Source organism: Citrobacter sp. Cc139, from assembly GCF_030334645.1.
Lineage (GTDB): Bacteria > Pseudomonadota > Gammaproteobacteria > Enterobacterales > Enterobacteriaceae > Citrobacter > Citrobacter werkmanii.
The window spans coordinates 55,617-71,209 of the sequence record NZ_JAOWDM010000093.1 but is presented as its reverse complement, the minus strand read 5'-3'; the positions used below and the strand labels follow the sequence as shown (position 1 = coordinate 71,209).

General features: G+C 46.0%; 14 protein-coding genes and 1 pseudogene. 4 read left to right on the top strand and 11 right to left on the bottom strand.

All coding sequences use genetic code 11. The annotated features are described in order from the left end of the window. Positions 1-64 precede the first annotated feature (64 nt). Positions 65-1,456 carry a phosphoglycerate transporter PgtP gene (gene pgtP, locus OGV69_RS21740; protein WP_069324517.1) on the bottom strand — a complete coding sequence of 464 codons (1,392 nt, stop codon included), beginning with the start codon at positions 1,454-1,456 and terminating at the stop codon, positions 65-67. Between the two features lie 415 nt (positions 1,457-1,871). On the opposite strand from pgtP, the gene pgtC reads away from it, so the two are divergent. Genes pgtC through pgtA form a run of 3 tightly spaced genes read left to right on the top strand, consistent with a single transcriptional unit; the run spans position 1,872 to position 6,311 of the window. Then, positions 1,872-3,071, top strand: coding sequence for a phosphoglycerate transport regulator PgtC (gene pgtC, locus OGV69_RS21735; protein WP_227409663.1), 1,200 nt, complete (start codon positions 1,872-1,874; stop codon positions 3,069-3,071). A gap of 11 nt (positions 3,072-3,082) precedes the next feature. Further along, entirely contained in the window at positions 3,083-5,074 is a 1,992-nt protein-coding gene (gene pgtB / locus OGV69_RS21730; RefSeq protein WP_176722634.1) for a two-component system sensor histidine kinase PgtB, read from the top strand. Then, a complete protein-coding gene (gene pgtA, locus OGV69_RS21725) occupies positions 5,064-6,311 on the top strand; it encodes a two-component system response regulator PgtA (protein WP_069325418.1) in 1,248 nt (415 codons plus the stop codon). The genes pgtB and pgtA overlap by 11 nt, the downstream gene beginning before the upstream one ends. A gap of 100 nt (positions 6,312-6,411) precedes the next feature. Here the strand turns inward: pgtA and OGV69_RS21720 are convergent. Together OGV69_RS21720 and OGV69_RS21715 are read right to left on the bottom strand one after the other, a co-directional pair. Further along, positions 6,412-6,951 (bottom strand): annotated as a pseudogene (locus OGV69_RS21720) (DUF2058 domain-containing protein). A 111-nt stretch (positions 6,952-7,062) separates the two neighbouring features. Next, a complete protein-coding gene (locus OGV69_RS21715; protein ID WP_074458567.1) occupies positions 7,063-7,953 on the bottom strand; it encodes an AraC family transcriptional regulator in 891 nt (296 codons plus the stop codon). 112 nt (positions 7,954-8,065) lie between these two features. On the opposite strand from OGV69_RS21715, the gene OGV69_RS21710 reads away from it, so the two are divergent. Then, positions 8,066-8,593: a helix-turn-helix domain-containing protein gene (locus OGV69_RS21710; RefSeq protein WP_069325416.1), complete on the top strand. Its 528-nt coding sequence runs from the start codon at positions 8,066-8,068 to the stop codon at positions 8,591-8,593. A 191-nt stretch (positions 8,594-8,784) separates the two neighbouring features. Here OGV69_RS21710 and OGV69_RS21705 read toward each other — a convergent pair whose 3' ends face one another. The 8 genes from OGV69_RS21705 to OGV69_RS21670 all read right to left on the bottom strand — a co-directional run bounded on the left by OGV69_RS21705 (position 8,785) and on the right by OGV69_RS21670 (position 15,593). Continuing rightward, entirely contained in the window at positions 8,785-9,435 is a 651-nt protein-coding gene (locus tag OGV69_RS21705) for an MgtC/SapB family protein (protein WP_069325415.1), read from the bottom strand. Positions 9,436-9,520: 85 nt separating this feature from the next. Continuing rightward, on the bottom strand, positions 9,521-10,510 hold the full coding sequence (gene yut, locus OGV69_RS21700) for an urea transporter (protein ID WP_077224025.1): 990 nt from the start codon (positions 10,508-10,510) through the stop codon (positions 9,521-9,523). A gap of 31 nt (positions 10,511-10,541) precedes the next feature. After that, complete coding sequence (locus OGV69_RS21695; RefSeq protein ID WP_077224023.1) at positions 10,542-11,492, bottom strand: urease accessory protein UreD; 951 nt, start codon at positions 11,490-11,492, stop codon at positions 10,542-10,544. After that, on the bottom strand, positions 11,467-12,126 hold the full coding sequence (ureG, locus tag OGV69_RS21690; RefSeq protein ID WP_069325413.1) for an urease accessory protein UreG: 660 nt from the start codon (positions 12,124-12,126) through the stop codon (positions 11,467-11,469). Before ureG ends, OGV69_RS21695 begins: the two co-directional genes overlap by 26 nt. Before the next feature lie 12 nt (positions 12,127-12,138). Then, positions 12,139-12,840, bottom strand: coding sequence for an urease accessory protein UreF (locus OGV69_RS21685; protein ID WP_069325421.1), 702 nt, complete (start codon positions 12,838-12,840; stop codon positions 12,139-12,141). Positions 12,841-12,859: 19 nt separating this feature from the next. Further along, complete coding sequence (locus OGV69_RS21680; RefSeq protein ID WP_042307008.1) at positions 12,860-13,423, bottom strand: urease accessory protein UreE; 564 nt, start codon at positions 13,421-13,423, stop codon at positions 12,860-12,862. 13 nt (positions 13,424-13,436) lie between these two features. After that, on the bottom strand, positions 13,437-15,155 hold the full coding sequence (locus tag OGV69_RS21675; protein ID WP_069325412.1) for an urease subunit alpha: 1,719 nt from the start codon (positions 15,153-15,155) through the stop codon (positions 13,437-13,439). Positions 15,156-15,164: 9 nt separating this feature from the next. Continuing rightward, entirely contained in the window at positions 15,165-15,593 is a 429-nt protein-coding gene (locus tag OGV69_RS21670; RefSeq protein ID WP_069325411.1) for an urease subunit beta, read from the bottom strand.

Sequence of the window (15,593 nt, the reverse complement as noted above, 5' to 3'; positions counted from 1 at the left end):
TTTTATTTAGCTGAGAGTAGGGAAGTGCCAGCTGCGCTGGCACTTTTTGCGAGACTGAAATCGATTAACGGGCGTCAGCCAACTGGAGTGATGCTTCTTCTTGTTGAGCATTTTTCCGCTGTTGCTCAAGTTCCAGCGCCCCGCGATGAGAGAGGTAGCAGAACAGGATGCAACAGACAATTCCCCCCATCAGCAGATAGAAACCGCCATGCCATCCCATTTTGTCGACCATTACGCCAAACAGGCTGGTGCCCAATGACGCGCCAAAAATGTAGCTCATAAATCCGCGCAATCCTACTGCGGAACCCACTGCGAAGCTGGGTACGATTTCCATGGTCTGAACGGAGGCCAGGAACTGAGGAACATAAATCAGGCAGCCAACGATGGCGGCAAAAATAGTCACCATCAACAGCGATTCGCTTTTCCAGTAGCCGATCAGACAGACGAAAATCAGTGCCATACAAATCATGGCCAATGGCATGCGACGGCCTTTAAACAGTTTATCGGTAAGCCAACCCGCCAGTAATGTGGAAGGGATTGCCGCCCATTCGAAAAATAAAAAAGCGACGCTCATTTCCTCTTTCGAGAAATGTTTTTCGGTTAACAGATAAATTGGCAACCAGCTAATCATGCCAAAACGTACCATATAGACAAAAACATCCACCAGTGAAACATACCAGGCATTTTTATTACGCAGGACATAAGTGCAGAAGATCTGGAAGGCGCTCATATTTTCTGGCGCCTGGACAGCGTGTCGGGCATTTAATACAACTTTTTCTTCCGGCATCATTTGTTCCAGAGCCGGTAAACCTTCCTGGCGTGGTGAACCTTTCCCCAGCATCAGCACGATAAATGCAAACAGGACGGCAACGCCGGCCGGAACAATATAGCTGGCGCTTTGCCAGTGTTCACTTCCCAAAATGGCAAAGGCGGCACCAACGATCGGGGCAACAATACCACCACCGACATTGTGTGAGATATTCCAGAATGCGCCAACGCGTCCACGTTCTTTACGCGGAAACCAGTTGGCGATAGTAATAAATGAAGGGCCGACGCCCATCCCCTGGAACAAGCCGTTGAAGACAACCAGCGCGGCAAAAATCCAGAATCCGGTACTGAATCCTAAACCTACGTTGACGATGGCGCACAGAATCAAACCGCATGCCATAAAGACTTTGGGGCTGGCTTTGTCTGCCAGGCTGCTCATAATGCCTTTACTGATCCCATAGGCGATAAGCATACAACTGCTGAGTAAACCGATCTGCGTGGCGCTGAGATCCAAATGCTCCTTCAGATAAGGCGTTGAGAGCGTGAAGTTATTACGCACAATATAGTACGCAAGATAGCCCAGGAATACGCTGAGTAATGCCTGAATGCGATAGCGGCCATAAGTTTCCTGGACTTTCTCCGCCGGGACTTTATTTGCCGTAGGCCCTGCCTTAAATATTGATAACATATCATCACCTAAATTTATATTGATGTGAATATCAGGAGTTTTCGTGGTGAAGAGTGAAATAGGCAGGAGAGAAACTCAAGTCGATGAAATGTGTCATTATTGACCCATTTTGTGGGTGGCGCGCCGGATTTTGACTCTTTTTAAATAATGGTATTTTATTTCTGTTCTTTTACGCGGACTTTTATTGCTGTCATGTGCGGATATTAACAAATTCATACTGTATTTTCGGGTATTCTTTGCTGATGTAGTCACTTTCCGTTTGGTAAACTTGCGAATAACCTTATTCCTCTCAACTGTAGTGATAAACGGGTAAGTTTTGTCTCAATATTATTTTTTGCACATGTTGGTATTTATGAACGGGATCACAAACAGACTTTTCTGTTGGCGGCGTTTTTGGGCAATCTCGCTCTGTTTCATGTCGCTGTTGGCGGGTCGCCAGGCGTTGAGTAAAGAGCTGGTGATGGCCACAACCTTTTCCCCCGGCGCCACGGCCTGGATTATCCAGCGCTGGCAGACGCAGCCGGGATCGGTGATGATTCGCACGTTAAACCGGACCAGCAGCTCGCTGGAACAACTGTTTGATACCGCGAATGCGGAAAACGTTGATCTCATTTTGACCTCATCGCCCATGCTGTTACAGCATCTTCAGGAGCATCAGAAGCTGGCGCCCTTTGATAATGCGTTGCCGGAAAGCCAGAGGCTGGTGCCTGAGTCTATTCGTTCTACCTCTGTGGCGGTGGCGATATCCGGTTTTGGCCTGCTAATTAACCGTTCCGCGCTGGCGGCGCGACACCTTTCTCCTCCTGCTGACTGGACGGATTTAACGCAGCCTAAATATCAGAATGCGTTGTTGATGAGTAGTCCGTCACGTTCCGATACCAATCATCTGATGGTTGAGTCGCTGTTGCAGCAAAAAGGGTGGGAAGAGGGCTGGGCGACGCTGTTAGCGAGCGCGGGTAATCTGGTGACGATTTCATCACGCAGTTTTGGCGTCGCCGACAAAATTAAGAGCGGTCTTGGCGTTGCCGGACCGGTCATTGATAACTATGCCAACCTGTTGCTCAACGATCCGCATCTGGCCTTTACCTATTTTCCTCGCTCCGCAGTGTCGCCAACCTATGTCGCCGTTCTCAAGAACAGCCAGCACGCCAGTGAAGCGCGTCGTTTTATCCGCTACTTATTAAGTCCGGAAGGACAGCGGATCCTTGCGGATGCGAATACGGGAAAATATCCGGTTACCCAGCTCGCGCCAGATAACCCACGGGCCGCTCAACAGGCTATGTTGATGAATCAGCCTGCGCTTAATTATCGGCTGATCCTTAAGCGGCAGCGGCTGGTGCAACGGATGTTTGATACCGCCATCAGTTTTCGTCTCGCACAACTGAAAGATGCCTGGCGAGCGCTATACAGTGCGGAAGCGCGCCTGAAACGCCCGTTACCCGAAATCAGAGCCTTACTGACCAGCGTCCCGATAGATGCCAGGCGTAGTGAAGATGAGGCCTGGCTTGCTCAGTTCGATAACAAAAGCTTTGCCGAACAGCAGATGATGGAATGGCAGCTGTGGTTTCTTAAAAATCAACGTCAGGCGATAGCAAAACTGGAAGAATTAAAATGAAAGGTGGATCGATACTGCAACGCCTGCGGCAGCTCAACATCAGCAGCAGCCTGCGGGGAGCCTTTCTGACGGGCGCACTACTGACGTTGAGCGTAAGCTGCGTCAGTTTGTACTCATGGCATGAGCAGAGCTCGCAGATACGCTATTCGCTTGATGATTACTTCCCGCGCGTGCATTCCGCTTTTTTGATTGAAGGGAATCTTAACCTGGTTGTGGATCAGCTTAATGAATTCCTGCTGGCCCCCAACACGACGGTGAGGCTGCAACTGCGCAATCAGATAATTTCGCATCTGGATAAAATCGAGACACTGAGCCGGGGGCTACAACCCGCAGAACAACAGCAGCTGGCGGTGATTTTGCAGGACAGCCGGGCGCTGATGGCGGAATTGGACCGGGTGCTCTACAACATGTTCCTCGTGCGTGAAAAAGTGAGTGAACTCTCCGCACGCATCGACTGGCTACACGATGATTTTAACACCGAGCTGAATTCACTGGTGCAGGATTTTACCTGGCAGCAGGGGACGTTGTTGGATCAAATTGAGGCAAAAAGTGGCGATGCGGCGCTGTATCTCAAACGTGCCAGAGAGGTGCAAAACGAGCAGCAGCAGGTTTACACCCTGGCAAGAATTGAAAATCAGATCGTCGATGATTTACGCGACAGGCTTAATGAACTGAAATCGGGCAGCGACGACGGGATGCTGGTGGAGAACCATATCCACTACCTGGAGAATCTGAAGAAAACCGCCGATGAAAACATCCGTACCCTCGATGACTGGCCCAGTACCATCACCCTGCGGCAAACCATTGATGAACTGCTGGAAATCGGGATGATGAAAAATAAAATGCCCGATACGATGCGCGATTATGTCGCTGCGCAAAAAGCGCTCATTGATGCCAACCACGCCAGAGAGGCAACGCTCGGGCGCTTTCGAACACTGCTTGAAGCGCAATTGGGAAGTAGCCATCAGCAAATGCAGATGTTTAACCAGCGGCTGGAACAAATTGTTCGCGTCAGCGGTGGACTTATTCTGCTGGCGACGCTGCTGGCGCTCCTTCTCGCCTGGGGACTTAACCACTACTTCATTCGTTCCCGGCTGGTGAAGCGTTTTACCGCGCTCAACCAGGCTGTGGTGCAAATCGGTCTGGGGCGAACGGACGCCACTATCCCGGTTTACGGGCGCGATGAATTGGGGCGTATCGCGGGCCTGCTGCGCCATACCCTGGGCCAGTTGAATGCGCAAAAAAATCAGCTTGAGCAGGAAGTGGCGGAGCGTAAGGAGATTGAGTCCGATCTCCGGGCGACGCAGGATGAGCTGATCCAGACGGCTAAACTGGCGGTGGTCGGCCAGACCATGACCACTCTGGCGCACGAAATTAATCAACCGCTGAATGCGCTGTCGATGTACCTGTTTACGGCGGGAAGGGCAATTGAGCAGGGGCAATCCGCTCAGGCCAGAAGCACGTTAACCAAAGCGGAGGGGCTGATTAACCGCATCGATGCCATTATCCGTTCGCTGCGTCAGTTTGCGCGTCGGGCTGAGCCGGGCGCGCCTTTACATCCGGTCGATCTACGACAAACGTTTACTGCTGCCTGGGAACTGCTGGCTATGCGCCATAAGCAGCAAGGCACGCTGACGCTTCCTGCTCACAGTGTATGGGTGGCAGGTGATGAAGTGCGTATTCAGCAGGTACTGGTAAACATACTGGCAAATGCGCTGGATGCCTGTCCGGCCGCCGCGGAAATAGAGGTTCACTGGCAGGCTGAAGGCCACCGATTATGTGTCTTAGTTTGTGATAACGGCCCTAGCTGGCCAGGCGCGTTGTTGCCATCACTATTAAAGCCGTTTACCACCAGTAAGGATGTGGGTCTCGGTATTGGTTTATCAATTTGTGTATCGTTAATGACGCAAATGAACGGCGAGCTGCGACTGGCCTCGACGCCGGGGCGCAATGCCTGCGTCGTGCTGCAATTTAATCTGACGGATGTAAACGATGTTGTGTGATGAATATGCTGTTTTGCTGATTGATGACGATGCCGATGTTCTCGACGCTTACACGCTGTTGCTTGAACAGGAGGGTTATCGTGTATACGCATGCAGTAACCCTTTTGACGCCCGAAATTGGCTACAGGCCGACTGGCTGGGGATTGTCCTGAGCGACGTGTGTATGCCTGGCTGCAATGGAATCGATCTCATGACGTTGTTTCATCAGGATGATAATCAGCTGCCGATCCTGTTGATCACCGGCCATGGCGACGTCCCGATGGCCGTGGAAGCGGTGAAAAAAGGGGCCTGGGATTTTCTGCAAAAACCGGTCGACCCCGGCAAACTGCTGTTGTTGGTAGAAGATGCGCTGCGTCAGCGAAAATCGGTGATTGCGCGTCGCCACTATTGTCAGCAAAAGCTGCAGGTTGAGCTGATCGGTTACAGCGAATGGGTCAATCAGTACCGCCAGCGTCTGCAGCAGCTGGCGGAAACGGATATTGCCGTCTGGTTTTATGGCGAGGCGGGAACGGGGCGTATGACGGGAGCCCGTTATTTGCATCAGCTTGGGCGCAGCACCGAGGAACCGTTTATCCGCGGTGAATTGACGCCAGGCAATGCGGGACAACTCAATGACCTTATTGCCCAGGCGCAAGGCGGTACGCTGGTCCTGAGCCATATTGAATGCCTGACGCGCGAACAGCAGCACCAACTGGTGCACCTGCAAAGCCAGGAGCGGCGTCCTTTTCGCTTAATCGGCATTGGCGCCACATCGCTGGTGGAACTGGCGGCAACTAACCAGATTGTGGCAGAACTCTATTACTGTTTCGCGATGACGCAAATCGCTTGTCAGCCGTTATCACAGCGTCCCGATGATATTGAGCCCCTGTTTCGTCATTATCTGCAGAAAGCCTGTCTGCGCCTGAATCATCCGGTACCTGACGTTGACGGGGAACTCCTGAAAGGCATGCGGCGCCGCGTGTGGTTAAGTAATGTTCGGGAGCTGGCGAACGCCGCTGAGCTTTTTGCCGTTGGGCTACTTCCGCTGGCTGAAACCGCAAATCCGCAGCTGCATATGCCTGAACCGACGCCGCTCGATCGCCGGGTGGAGGAGTACGAGCGGCAGATTATTACCGAGGCGTTAAATATTCATCAGGGACGCATTAATGAAGTGGCGGAGTATTTACAAATTCCGCGTAAAAAACTGTATTTACGCATGAGAAAATACGGGCTGAGCAAAGAACACTATAAGTTTTAGTGGCGAGGTTCCAGAAGAAGAGACGTTGACAGTATTTCGGTGGCGGCGCGAGCGCTCACCGAAATACGCGACGGAAGTCTGAATTATCTGTTTGTTTTTCTTACCACATCAAATCATCAGGGACGACAAAATCAGCATACGGATCGTCTTCGTCCTTCGCTTCCTGGCTAAGCTCGCAATTTAATACAATATAGCTTGCATCGCGCTGGGCAATTTTATCGGCGACGACAGCCGGAATGATGGCATATTCGCTATCGCTGCTGCTTTCAGCCGTCAGACGCGCAATGGCCAGACGGCCCTTGATTAACTGCGACTGGGTCACTTTATCAACATAGACTTTTTTGATTAGGTTATTATCAGTGAAGTTGTAACCAATATCGCCACGAGAAATGGTGATTTTATTCATTTCAATAAGTTGTTTGATCTGCGCTTTATACTCTTTAGACAGCGCAGCCTGCTTTTGCTGCTCGCTGAGCTGTTTATCACGCTCGGCCTGTGCTTTTTTATTCTCTTCCACCGCTTCTCTGGCTTAACGAGCCTGAACGCGCGATTTTTTCGCCGTTCTCTGCACTTTTGCCATTTTTTTGCTGCTGACCAGACCGGCCTTAAGCATCTGTTCCTGTAGGGTAAGTTTTGTCATCGTCGCTTCTAATCCAATAAAATCGTTGTAAGGATTATAACCTTAAGGTTCGGTGGGAAGCCAGAATGCGGAGCTTTTCTCGAGCCCCTGACATTCATCCCGCTGGTCGTTTTATTTGAAGGAAGATAGATAATCCCCGGGTGCAGTTCCCATAACGCGTTTGAATGCCTGGTAGAATCCAGACAATGACTCATACCCGACGAGGCTGTAAATATCCTCTGTTTTCATACCCCTTCTGAGCATGTTTAATGACACATAAATTCTTAGTTTGCTCAATACCAGGTTCGGTGTATAGCTTGTCGCTTTTAATATGCGGCGAATAAATGTTGAGCGTGACATATAAGTGAAGCGAGCCATATCGTCCAGTGTCCATGAATGCTCAGGATTATCTAGTATAGCAATAATTAATTTTGCTAACGGTTCATCATTAGCGGCATTCAGTATATTTATATCAATGTCATATAAGGAAGTAGATTCACTAACCACATAGTGCAAAATAGCGTCAGTTAAATGGGCAATAATGCAATTATTTTCATCGGCAGAAGCATTAACTTCTGTCATTAATAACTCAAATAGAGAGTGTATTTTGTTACTGACGTCATCTTTTTTCTTAATAAGATATATATCCGGTAGTAAGGCAAACAGCAATTGACTGGCGATAGAGTTAGGTTGGATGAAACCACACAGCAGATCGGTGGAATTAGAAGATGAATCTTCAATTTTAATCATCTTTCTGCGGGGTAAGTCAACAATATTTGTATCTGGTGAGGAGGTAAGAAAAAATGGGAAGTTATTAAAAAAAAACAGAATATCTCCTTGTTCCAGCATGATACGCGGTTGTTGGTTTAACAAATCCAGCCAGCATTCCCCGCCCAGAACGATATGAAAGCTCGGTTCTCCATAGGGGTATGTTGATGCTTTCCATTCGCTACAATATCTGCCGAGGTGGAAGACGGATGTACTTGCTTCACCTCCTTTAAGTAGCCAGCCTGAAGTATTCATGTATTCCCCAATATTGTCAGTAATAAAATGATTTTGAAACGATGTTGTATAGATAGTTTCGTTAAGTAACTATAAGATTTGTTAATCAAGTTATGTATTGCAGGAGAGGGTAGTGTTTCTGGTATTTACTAAAGATATTATGTTGCTACAGGCTATTTATCACCTTATCAAAACAGACGTTATTGTCCATATTCAGCATGCTGAAGACTTTTGCACTATAGAAGAGCGTAATGTAAAAGTGATAATTGATACGTTTAACAACAATATTTTCTATACCAGTATAGATTATCAACTGGAGAGGATACAACCAGCTAAGGTTTTCATACTTGCGCCATTTAGAATCAAAAGATGTTTCGGAGATATCCCTGTTGTTTTTATCAATCGAAACGTTTCGCTGCATGCTTTCATTACTTTGCTGAATTGCGATGAAAATCTTGATATCTCTCCAGAGTTATCGTTTTCTCGTCGCCAGCATCAAATTCTTACCTACATTTTGCAGCAAAAATCATGTTACTCAATTGCTGAGGAAATGCATATCTCATTAAAGACCTACTATTGCCATAAGTATAATATCATGTTGTTGCTGAAACTCAGGAAAATGAGTGATTTAGTACGACATCAAATATCATGTTATCTATAGTAACCAGATGCAGGATGTCGTGTTTCGAGATTAGGATTAAATTGTTAAAGTGCAGAAATGGCAAGTATTGTATAGCACAGCTTACCATGCCTGTATCTTTTAAAATGATAGTTTAATCCTATTCTCAAAAATAAGCACCACATGCAATAATAAAGCAAGTTATTATTGTATGTAGCATAATATTTATAACATTACACCACAGAGACCTCTTTAATAGCAGGGTTTTTATTAAGCATAGAAATTACCTGAAATACATCGATTTCTTTTATGCACTCTAAATTTGCCGTAAGTACATAACATTCACCCGTATCTTTAGCCAGTGAACGCACTTGTATGCGATAACCCTGGTCAGTAATCCAGGCCAGAACAGATTGTGCTGCACCTGCTGCAATACGTATGCGTAGTTGCAAGTGATGATTTAAAAAGCGATAGGTAAGCTGACGGAAGAACTCCAGCACGATGAGTGCCATAATCGTACCAGCGATGCCGACTTCATACATTCCACTGCCGATAACCAGACCTATTGCTGCAGTGACCCACACATCCGCTGCTGTCGTTAAACCTCTAATGGTTTGTTTTTGGACCAAAATATTCCCCGCGCCCAGAAAACCAACACCTGTGACAACCTGAGCTGCGATTCTGCTGGGGTCTAATCCAATATGTTCATGCCCAATAACATCATAGAAACCGTACTTAGAAACAATCATGAACATGGCACTGCCAATACCAATCAATATATGAGTCCGTACTCCTGCTTCTTTGGCGCGTATTTGACGTTCCAGACCAATTACGCCACCTAAGAAACTGGCTAACATGAGCCGTAAAAGAAACTCTTCAATCATAATGATTCTCTCTGTGCTGCAGTTAAAACGAAAATCACACATGCAGAAATAATTAAAATATTCTCACCTCAACCGTATTATTTAATTAATGACGATGTTCTGGCATTAATTCTTTATTTGGAACTAAGAATAACCATGATGAAATAACAAACGGCATGGTTAAGGTCGGCAGGCCAAAAGGCATTAAAAGCACATTCATTGCTGCCTGGATAAAGACCGTAAAGATAATTCCTGAAACGGTGTAAATAAAGACTTGCCAGCCAGGGTGATTAAAGACTGTGCCCAGTGCAACTGATGTGAGAACGGCGCTAAAGGCATACAATCCTGCCTCAATCTCGTGAGGATTGGCTCCCAGATAACAAGCAAGGAGTGTCGCAATAAAAGAGCCAATGATGGCATAACAGGCACATACGACAGATTCTACCGCCAGACCAGCAATGAAGAACAAACTAGCAAGGATCCCAGGGAATAAAAACACTTGTGAGACCCCATGTAGTGTACCGTCGATAAAAAAGCTAATTGAGTATTGGTTTTGAGACGCTGCTATGTAATGTTGTGACAATTCAGGGGCAGGAAGACCAGAGCCATAGATATTATGAAAAGCATAGCTGGCAAGTAGAATTACCCAGGTTGTCAGCACGAATGGGGCAGTTAGCGCAGCGACTTTCCATGTTTTTAGTATATCCGCAATGCATACCGTAGCAATAACCGATACAACACTACCAACGACCAGGCATAGCCACATTATTGGTGTCGCAGTTATAAATACAGGAATAGCAATGCCGACCAGACAGCCATTATAGCTATAGAGACCATCCCGCCAACTTTTAACATCATGGGCTATTGCCCCTGTTATCGAAGCCAGGACAGTTCCGACTATACACCCCCATGCTGCTAAAGGGTTGTTATTGTTATAAGCGGCAATAAATATAGCAATAAAAAAAAGTAACCCTGTGATGGGATTATTTTGGAACATTACCTGAGCACAACCACGTAATGATATATCAATAATTTTGAGAGAATAATGCTTATCCGTATTATTCTTCCATAATACCGAAATGGGGTGTATTGTCATCATTATGTACCAGTAGAGATTGTAAAGGATATTATTGTTTCCAGATAAACGGTGGCGGTAATTCTGCATTCAGAACGATTTTTCTTACCATAGCCCAAACCTTGCGAAGATGTTCTTTTATAACGGCACTGTCATTAGCGAGCATCTTAAATACAAGACCAGATTCCGCTGGTAGTGTTGACATACCATAGCAACAATCCTTACCATAATGCGCAGGGAAAGCTGCCAGAATGGATGATATATTTTCTGTAGGGGTTAATATGAAAATGGTGCCGAGAACCTGAAAATCTCCCATAACTCCGATCTCTGTCATTGGATGTTCTCTGGGTTTTAGCGCAATTTGCTCCTTAAAAACAACGTGTCCGGACTCATCTTTTGCAGTTACATTTGATGAATAATAGTCAAAACCGTTCAGCTCATTTTCATGGTGATAACGACGACCAGGTATAATGATTTCTGAATAAATAAGTGTTGCGCTTCTTTTATATTCAATCACGGTATCGTTAATAAATCTTGCGTTGCGGTGCAGGATTAAAGGGTCGGGTAGATATTCCAGATAAGCATTTTCGTTCAGCTGAATAATTTGAAGCTGTGCCCCATAGTTTTTATCCATGGAATGCACTTTGGTGGCTGATTGGGTACTGACGCTGGCGAAAGCATTTTCACCCACATTAATGGATAACACCATGCGATCCCCTTGTAGCACACAGCCTGAAGTTGAGATCACGGTCACGCAGGGAAGAGCGGGCAGCGCTTCGTCATGATACAAGGCCTTTTGGGCAAACAATGGTGTTCGTTTTTCCATACGATGAAGAATGCTTTTGCTCCCGGAACGGGTAAAGCTGAGATATAAAAAACCATCCTTCCCGATCGCTCCGCTGGGCATTTGCTCGGGCTGCTGACGATATTCTACAGGGATCTGCTTCTCCCAACACATCCCGGCCTTTTCCACCAGGTTATTCAAATTCTGTGGGTGAGTCATCCAGCTTTCCTTTAATCGTGTGGCCAAATAAAAAATCACGCTCAATCATGTCGACAAGCTGCTCAATACCTTCACCCGTTTTACAGTTAGTTAAAATATAAGGGCGACTATTTCTGACATGACGGGTATCCGATTCCATTACCTCAAGACTGGCACCGACATATGGTGCTAAATCAATTTTATTGATAACCAAAATATCCGCCTGTACCAGGCCTGGACCATTTTTACGTGGGATTTTTTCCCCTTCTGCTACGTCAATGACATAAATATAAAAGTCTGCTAATGCAGGGCTGAAGGTGAGGGTGAGATTATCACCACCGCTTTCAATCATTATTAAATCGCTATCTGGAAATTTGTCTTCCATTTCTTCAACGGCAGCAATATTCATACTGGGATCTTCACGTACTGCGGTATGTGGGCATGCCCCTGTTTCAACACCAATGATTTTTTCTTCTTCTAATATTCCTTTTAATGTCCTTTTGACCTGCTTTGCATCTTCTGTTGTAACAACATCATTGGTTACGATCAGGGGTTTATATCCCCGATGAATAAGAACAGGAGTAATAACTTCAATAATAGCCGTTTTTCCTGAACCTACGGGACCACCAATACCAATCCGGGTAATTTTCTTCATTACAAACCTCAGTTAATTCATAAATAAACGTACATGGGCATCGACGTGGATAGCCGCCAGAATATCGACTACCGGAGAAAATGAAGACATCTCTTCCGGACGGGTGTTAAGCGCCATTTCAGCATAATCAGGAAAAAGTAACGTGGCCTCAGCCAGGATTTTTTGGCTATCCAGATGCGTAATCCTCATCAATCTTTGCGCCGCACTTAGAATAGTCATCGCTACACCATAAAAATGCATGACCAGCATAGCTTCTTCATCAAGCTCTAAACGATGCATCAACAAAGCATGCGAGACAGGATAAGTGCCATTAACACGGCCTTGACGAATTTGTTCAAGCCACCAGTCAAATACCCGATCATGGTAAATAGCCGCTGCAAGCTCAGTTAATTTTTTACCCATTCTTTGGGTCATTAATCGGGATTCAGGTGATAGTTTTCTACTGATTACATCATTATCAATAGAGATAAGCTCACTTAACTTGTTATTGCGGCAGGCGCGCATGCTTTGTATTTGCGCGACAGCATCACATTTTGCAGCCTGCAAAAGTGCTGTACAGACATATTGTTTGAGGGTCTTGTCGTCATAGACAATTCCGCATGAAATTGCAGACTCAACCCCGCAGGAAAAAGTAAATGCCCCGACAGGAAGGACCGAATCTCCAAACTGCAGTATTCGTGCAATGTTCAGTAATCTGTATGAACTATCTGGCATATTCGGCAATCCTATTACGTTAGTGATCAATGTGTACATGTGTATGCGCTTCTTCAGTACCGCCAAACAAAAGTCTTGACTCAGATGGGGTTAAGAGTGGAATGACTTTTTCACCTTCAGTGAAGTAATATTGACCTTCTGTATACCCATGAGATTTCATTACCGAAGCCAACATTTTATCAGCAACAACAATAGGAATAAAAACGCAGTATCCTTTTATGACGGCCTTCCAGTGCTGATTCCCTAGAGCATGACCTAATTCAAAAGCACGGGTGAGAAGGTCGGTAATTTTCTCTACGCCAAATAATCCCAGGTCGACAATCATCACGCGTCGGAGCTGTATTTTTACAGTAAGTAAATAACGGTTATTTTTGTCATATAAAAGAATGTCGCCATCATTAAGACGGAGATGACGGTCCAGAGATAAACCGATATCGTAGCCGAATTGACTTTTTTTTCGGCAACGACTTTTTTGTGCTTCCCATTGTTCGAGTACCAACACATCATGTTTAATACCTTCAGCAGAGAGGTCAAGCTCGCCACGAGAATTGATATTCCCGAGAGTTTTTTCAATTAAGTACATAGCTATTTTCCTATTAACCAAAGAAATATTTTTGATTCATTACCGCAGTTTGAATGGGTTGGCAGGTAGCGTGCACACCATCAACTTTGACGGCGAATGTCTCTGGGTTGACGTCAATTTTTGGGGTCGCATTATTTCTGATAAGATCGTGTTTACTGATATTTCGACAGTTTTGGACTGCGACAACCTGTCTTTCAAGACCCGCTTTTTCTTTAACGTCATCATCAAAGGCTGCCTGTGATACGAAAGTAAGGCAGGTATCCTGCAGGGTTTTCCCCATTGCACCAAACATAGGGCGATAAAATACTGGCTGAGGAGTAGGCAGCGAAGCGTTAGGGTCACCCATTAAAGACCAGTTAATCATTCCCCCTTTAATAATGAGTTTTGGTTTGGCCCCAAAAAATTGTGGTTCCCAGAGTACCAGGTCAGCCATCTTACCCACTTCGACAGAACCAATAATATGACTAACGCCTTGCGTAATGGCCGGGTTAATCGTAATTTTGGCGACGTATCGGAGAACGCGGAAATTATCATTATTTGGACTATCTTCCGGTAATTTTCCGCGAGCAACTTTCATGGCATGCGCAGTTTGTACCAGGCGAAGCCAGTTTTCGCCCACGCGTCCCATAGCCTGAGAATCGCTGGAGAACATAGATATTACGCCCATATCATGCAGGATATTTTCTGCTGCAATGGTCTCAGGACGAACGCGGCTTTCTGCAAATGAAACATCGGCAGCCACGTTAGGATTGAGGTTGTGGCACACCATAATCATATCGAACAGTTCTGCCTGGCTGTTGATCCCAAAAGGTAGTGTTGGATTGGTGGAACTTGGCAGGACGTTTGGTTGGCTGGCGACCTTAATAATATCCGGGGCATGACCACCGCCAGCGCCTTCTGTATGAAAAGTGTGAATTGTTCTTCCTTCAAAGGCGGCAATCGTATTCTCGACATATCCTGCTTCGTTGAGACTGTCAGTGTGTACAGAAACCTGAATATCCATAGCATCGGCGGTGCGAAGCGCATGTCGAAGCGCATTTGGCGTCGCGCCCCAGTCTTCATGTACTTTTAGCCCAACTGCACCGGCAATGATTTGCTCTTCGAGAGGCGCTTTATTGTAGGCATTGCCTTTGCCCAGGAGACCAATATTGACCGGAATTCCTTCCCATGCGCGTAACATAGCACGCATATTCTTAGGACCGGCAGTCACTGTGGTTCCATTCGTACCATCAGTGGGTCCTATACCTCCACCGAAGAAGGTGGTAACACCGTTAGACAATGCCGCATAAGCTTGCTGAGGTGAGATGAGATGAATGTGGGAGTCGATGCCTGCCGCAGTCAGAATCAAATGCTCGCCTGATATAGCATCGGTACTAAGCCCAACCGTCATTCCAGGTGTTATGCCGGACATAATTGCGGGGTTACCGCTTTTACCAATTCCCGAGATCAGTCCATCCTTAATGCCTACATCCGCTTTAATCACACCAAGTTTTGCATCAACTATCGTGACATTTGTAATAACCAGATCGAGGACCCCCTGGTCACGGGAATACTGATTATTCGCGCCCATTCCATCACGTAGAGATTTTCCTCCACCATAGACTGATTCGTCACCATAACCACGTAAATCTTTTTCGATTTCAATATATAAATCAGTTTCACCTAAACGAATTTTATCACCGGTCGTTGGACCAAACAGACTGGAATATTCCTTTCTGGATATAGTTGGCATAAGAGATCCTTAGCTGGGATGGTTTGGCATTTTGAAGCCGGCTTGCCGGGCGTTATCAATTAGTGATTTCAATTTTATTGGATCATTTATGACGTCAGCGAGCTGTTGACCAGTCATATCGACAAGATTATTAAATCCAAAAATATCGTTATTACCACTATAGGGGATGAGTTCTACCTCTATTTCATCACCTGGTTCAAAGCGTATTGCAGTCGTGGCCGTAATGTTTAAGCGTTTACCCAGTGCACTTTCACGATCAAACTCTAGTTCTTTGTTAACCTCAAAAAAATGAAAATGTGAGCCTACCTGAACAGGGCGATCTCCCGTATTCTTGACACGTACTTTTGTTACAGGTTTCTCTGTATTAAATGAAACAGGGGTATCGTGTAAAACGTAGCCACCATAGGGTACAGGTATTGCGTTTTTATCTTCAGACAT

Coding starts and splice junctions, on each gene's coding strand:
- pgtA (WP_069325418.1), top strand. CDS start 5,064: ATGTTGTGTGATGAATATGCTGTTTTGCTGATTGATGACGATGCCGAT.
- OGV69_RS21695 (WP_077224023.1), bottom strand. CDS start 11,492: ATGACTCACCCACAGAATTTGAATAACCTGGTGGAAAAGGCCGGGATG.
- yut (WP_077224025.1), bottom strand. CDS start 10,510: ATGACAATACACCCCATTTCGGTATTATGGAAGAATAATACGGATAAG.
- OGV69_RS21715 (WP_074458567.1), bottom strand. CDS start 7,953: ATGAATACTTCAGGCTGGCTACTTAAAGGAGGTGAAGCAAGTACATCC.
- OGV69_RS21705 (WP_069325415.1), bottom strand. CDS start 9,435: ATGATTGAAGAGTTTCTTTTACGGCTCATGTTAGCCAGTTTCTTAGGT.
- OGV69_RS21675 (WP_069325412.1), bottom strand. CDS start 15,155: ATGCCAACTATATCCAGAAAGGAATATTCCAGTCTGTTTGGTCCAACG.
- OGV69_RS21680 (WP_042307008.1), bottom strand. CDS start 13,423: ATGTACTTAATTGAAAAAACTCTCGGGAATATCAATTCTCGTGGCGAG.
- OGV69_RS21670 (WP_069325411.1), bottom strand. CDS start 15,593: ATGTCTGAAGATAAAAACGCAATACCTGTACCCTATGGTGGCTACGTT.
- OGV69_RS21685 (WP_069325421.1), bottom strand. CDS start 12,840: ATGCCAGATAGTTCATACAGATTACTGAACATTGCACGAATACTGCAG.
- pgtC (WP_227409663.1), top strand. CDS start 1,872: ATGTCGCTGTTGGCGGGTCGCCAGGCGTTGAGTAAAGAGCTGGTGATG.
- ureG (WP_069325413.1), bottom strand. CDS start 12,126: ATGAAGAAAATTACCCGGATTGGTATTGGTGGTCCCGTAGGTTCAGGA.
- pgtP (WP_069324517.1), bottom strand. CDS start 1,456: ATGTTATCAATATTTAAGGCAGGGCCTACGGCAAATAAAGTCCCGGCG.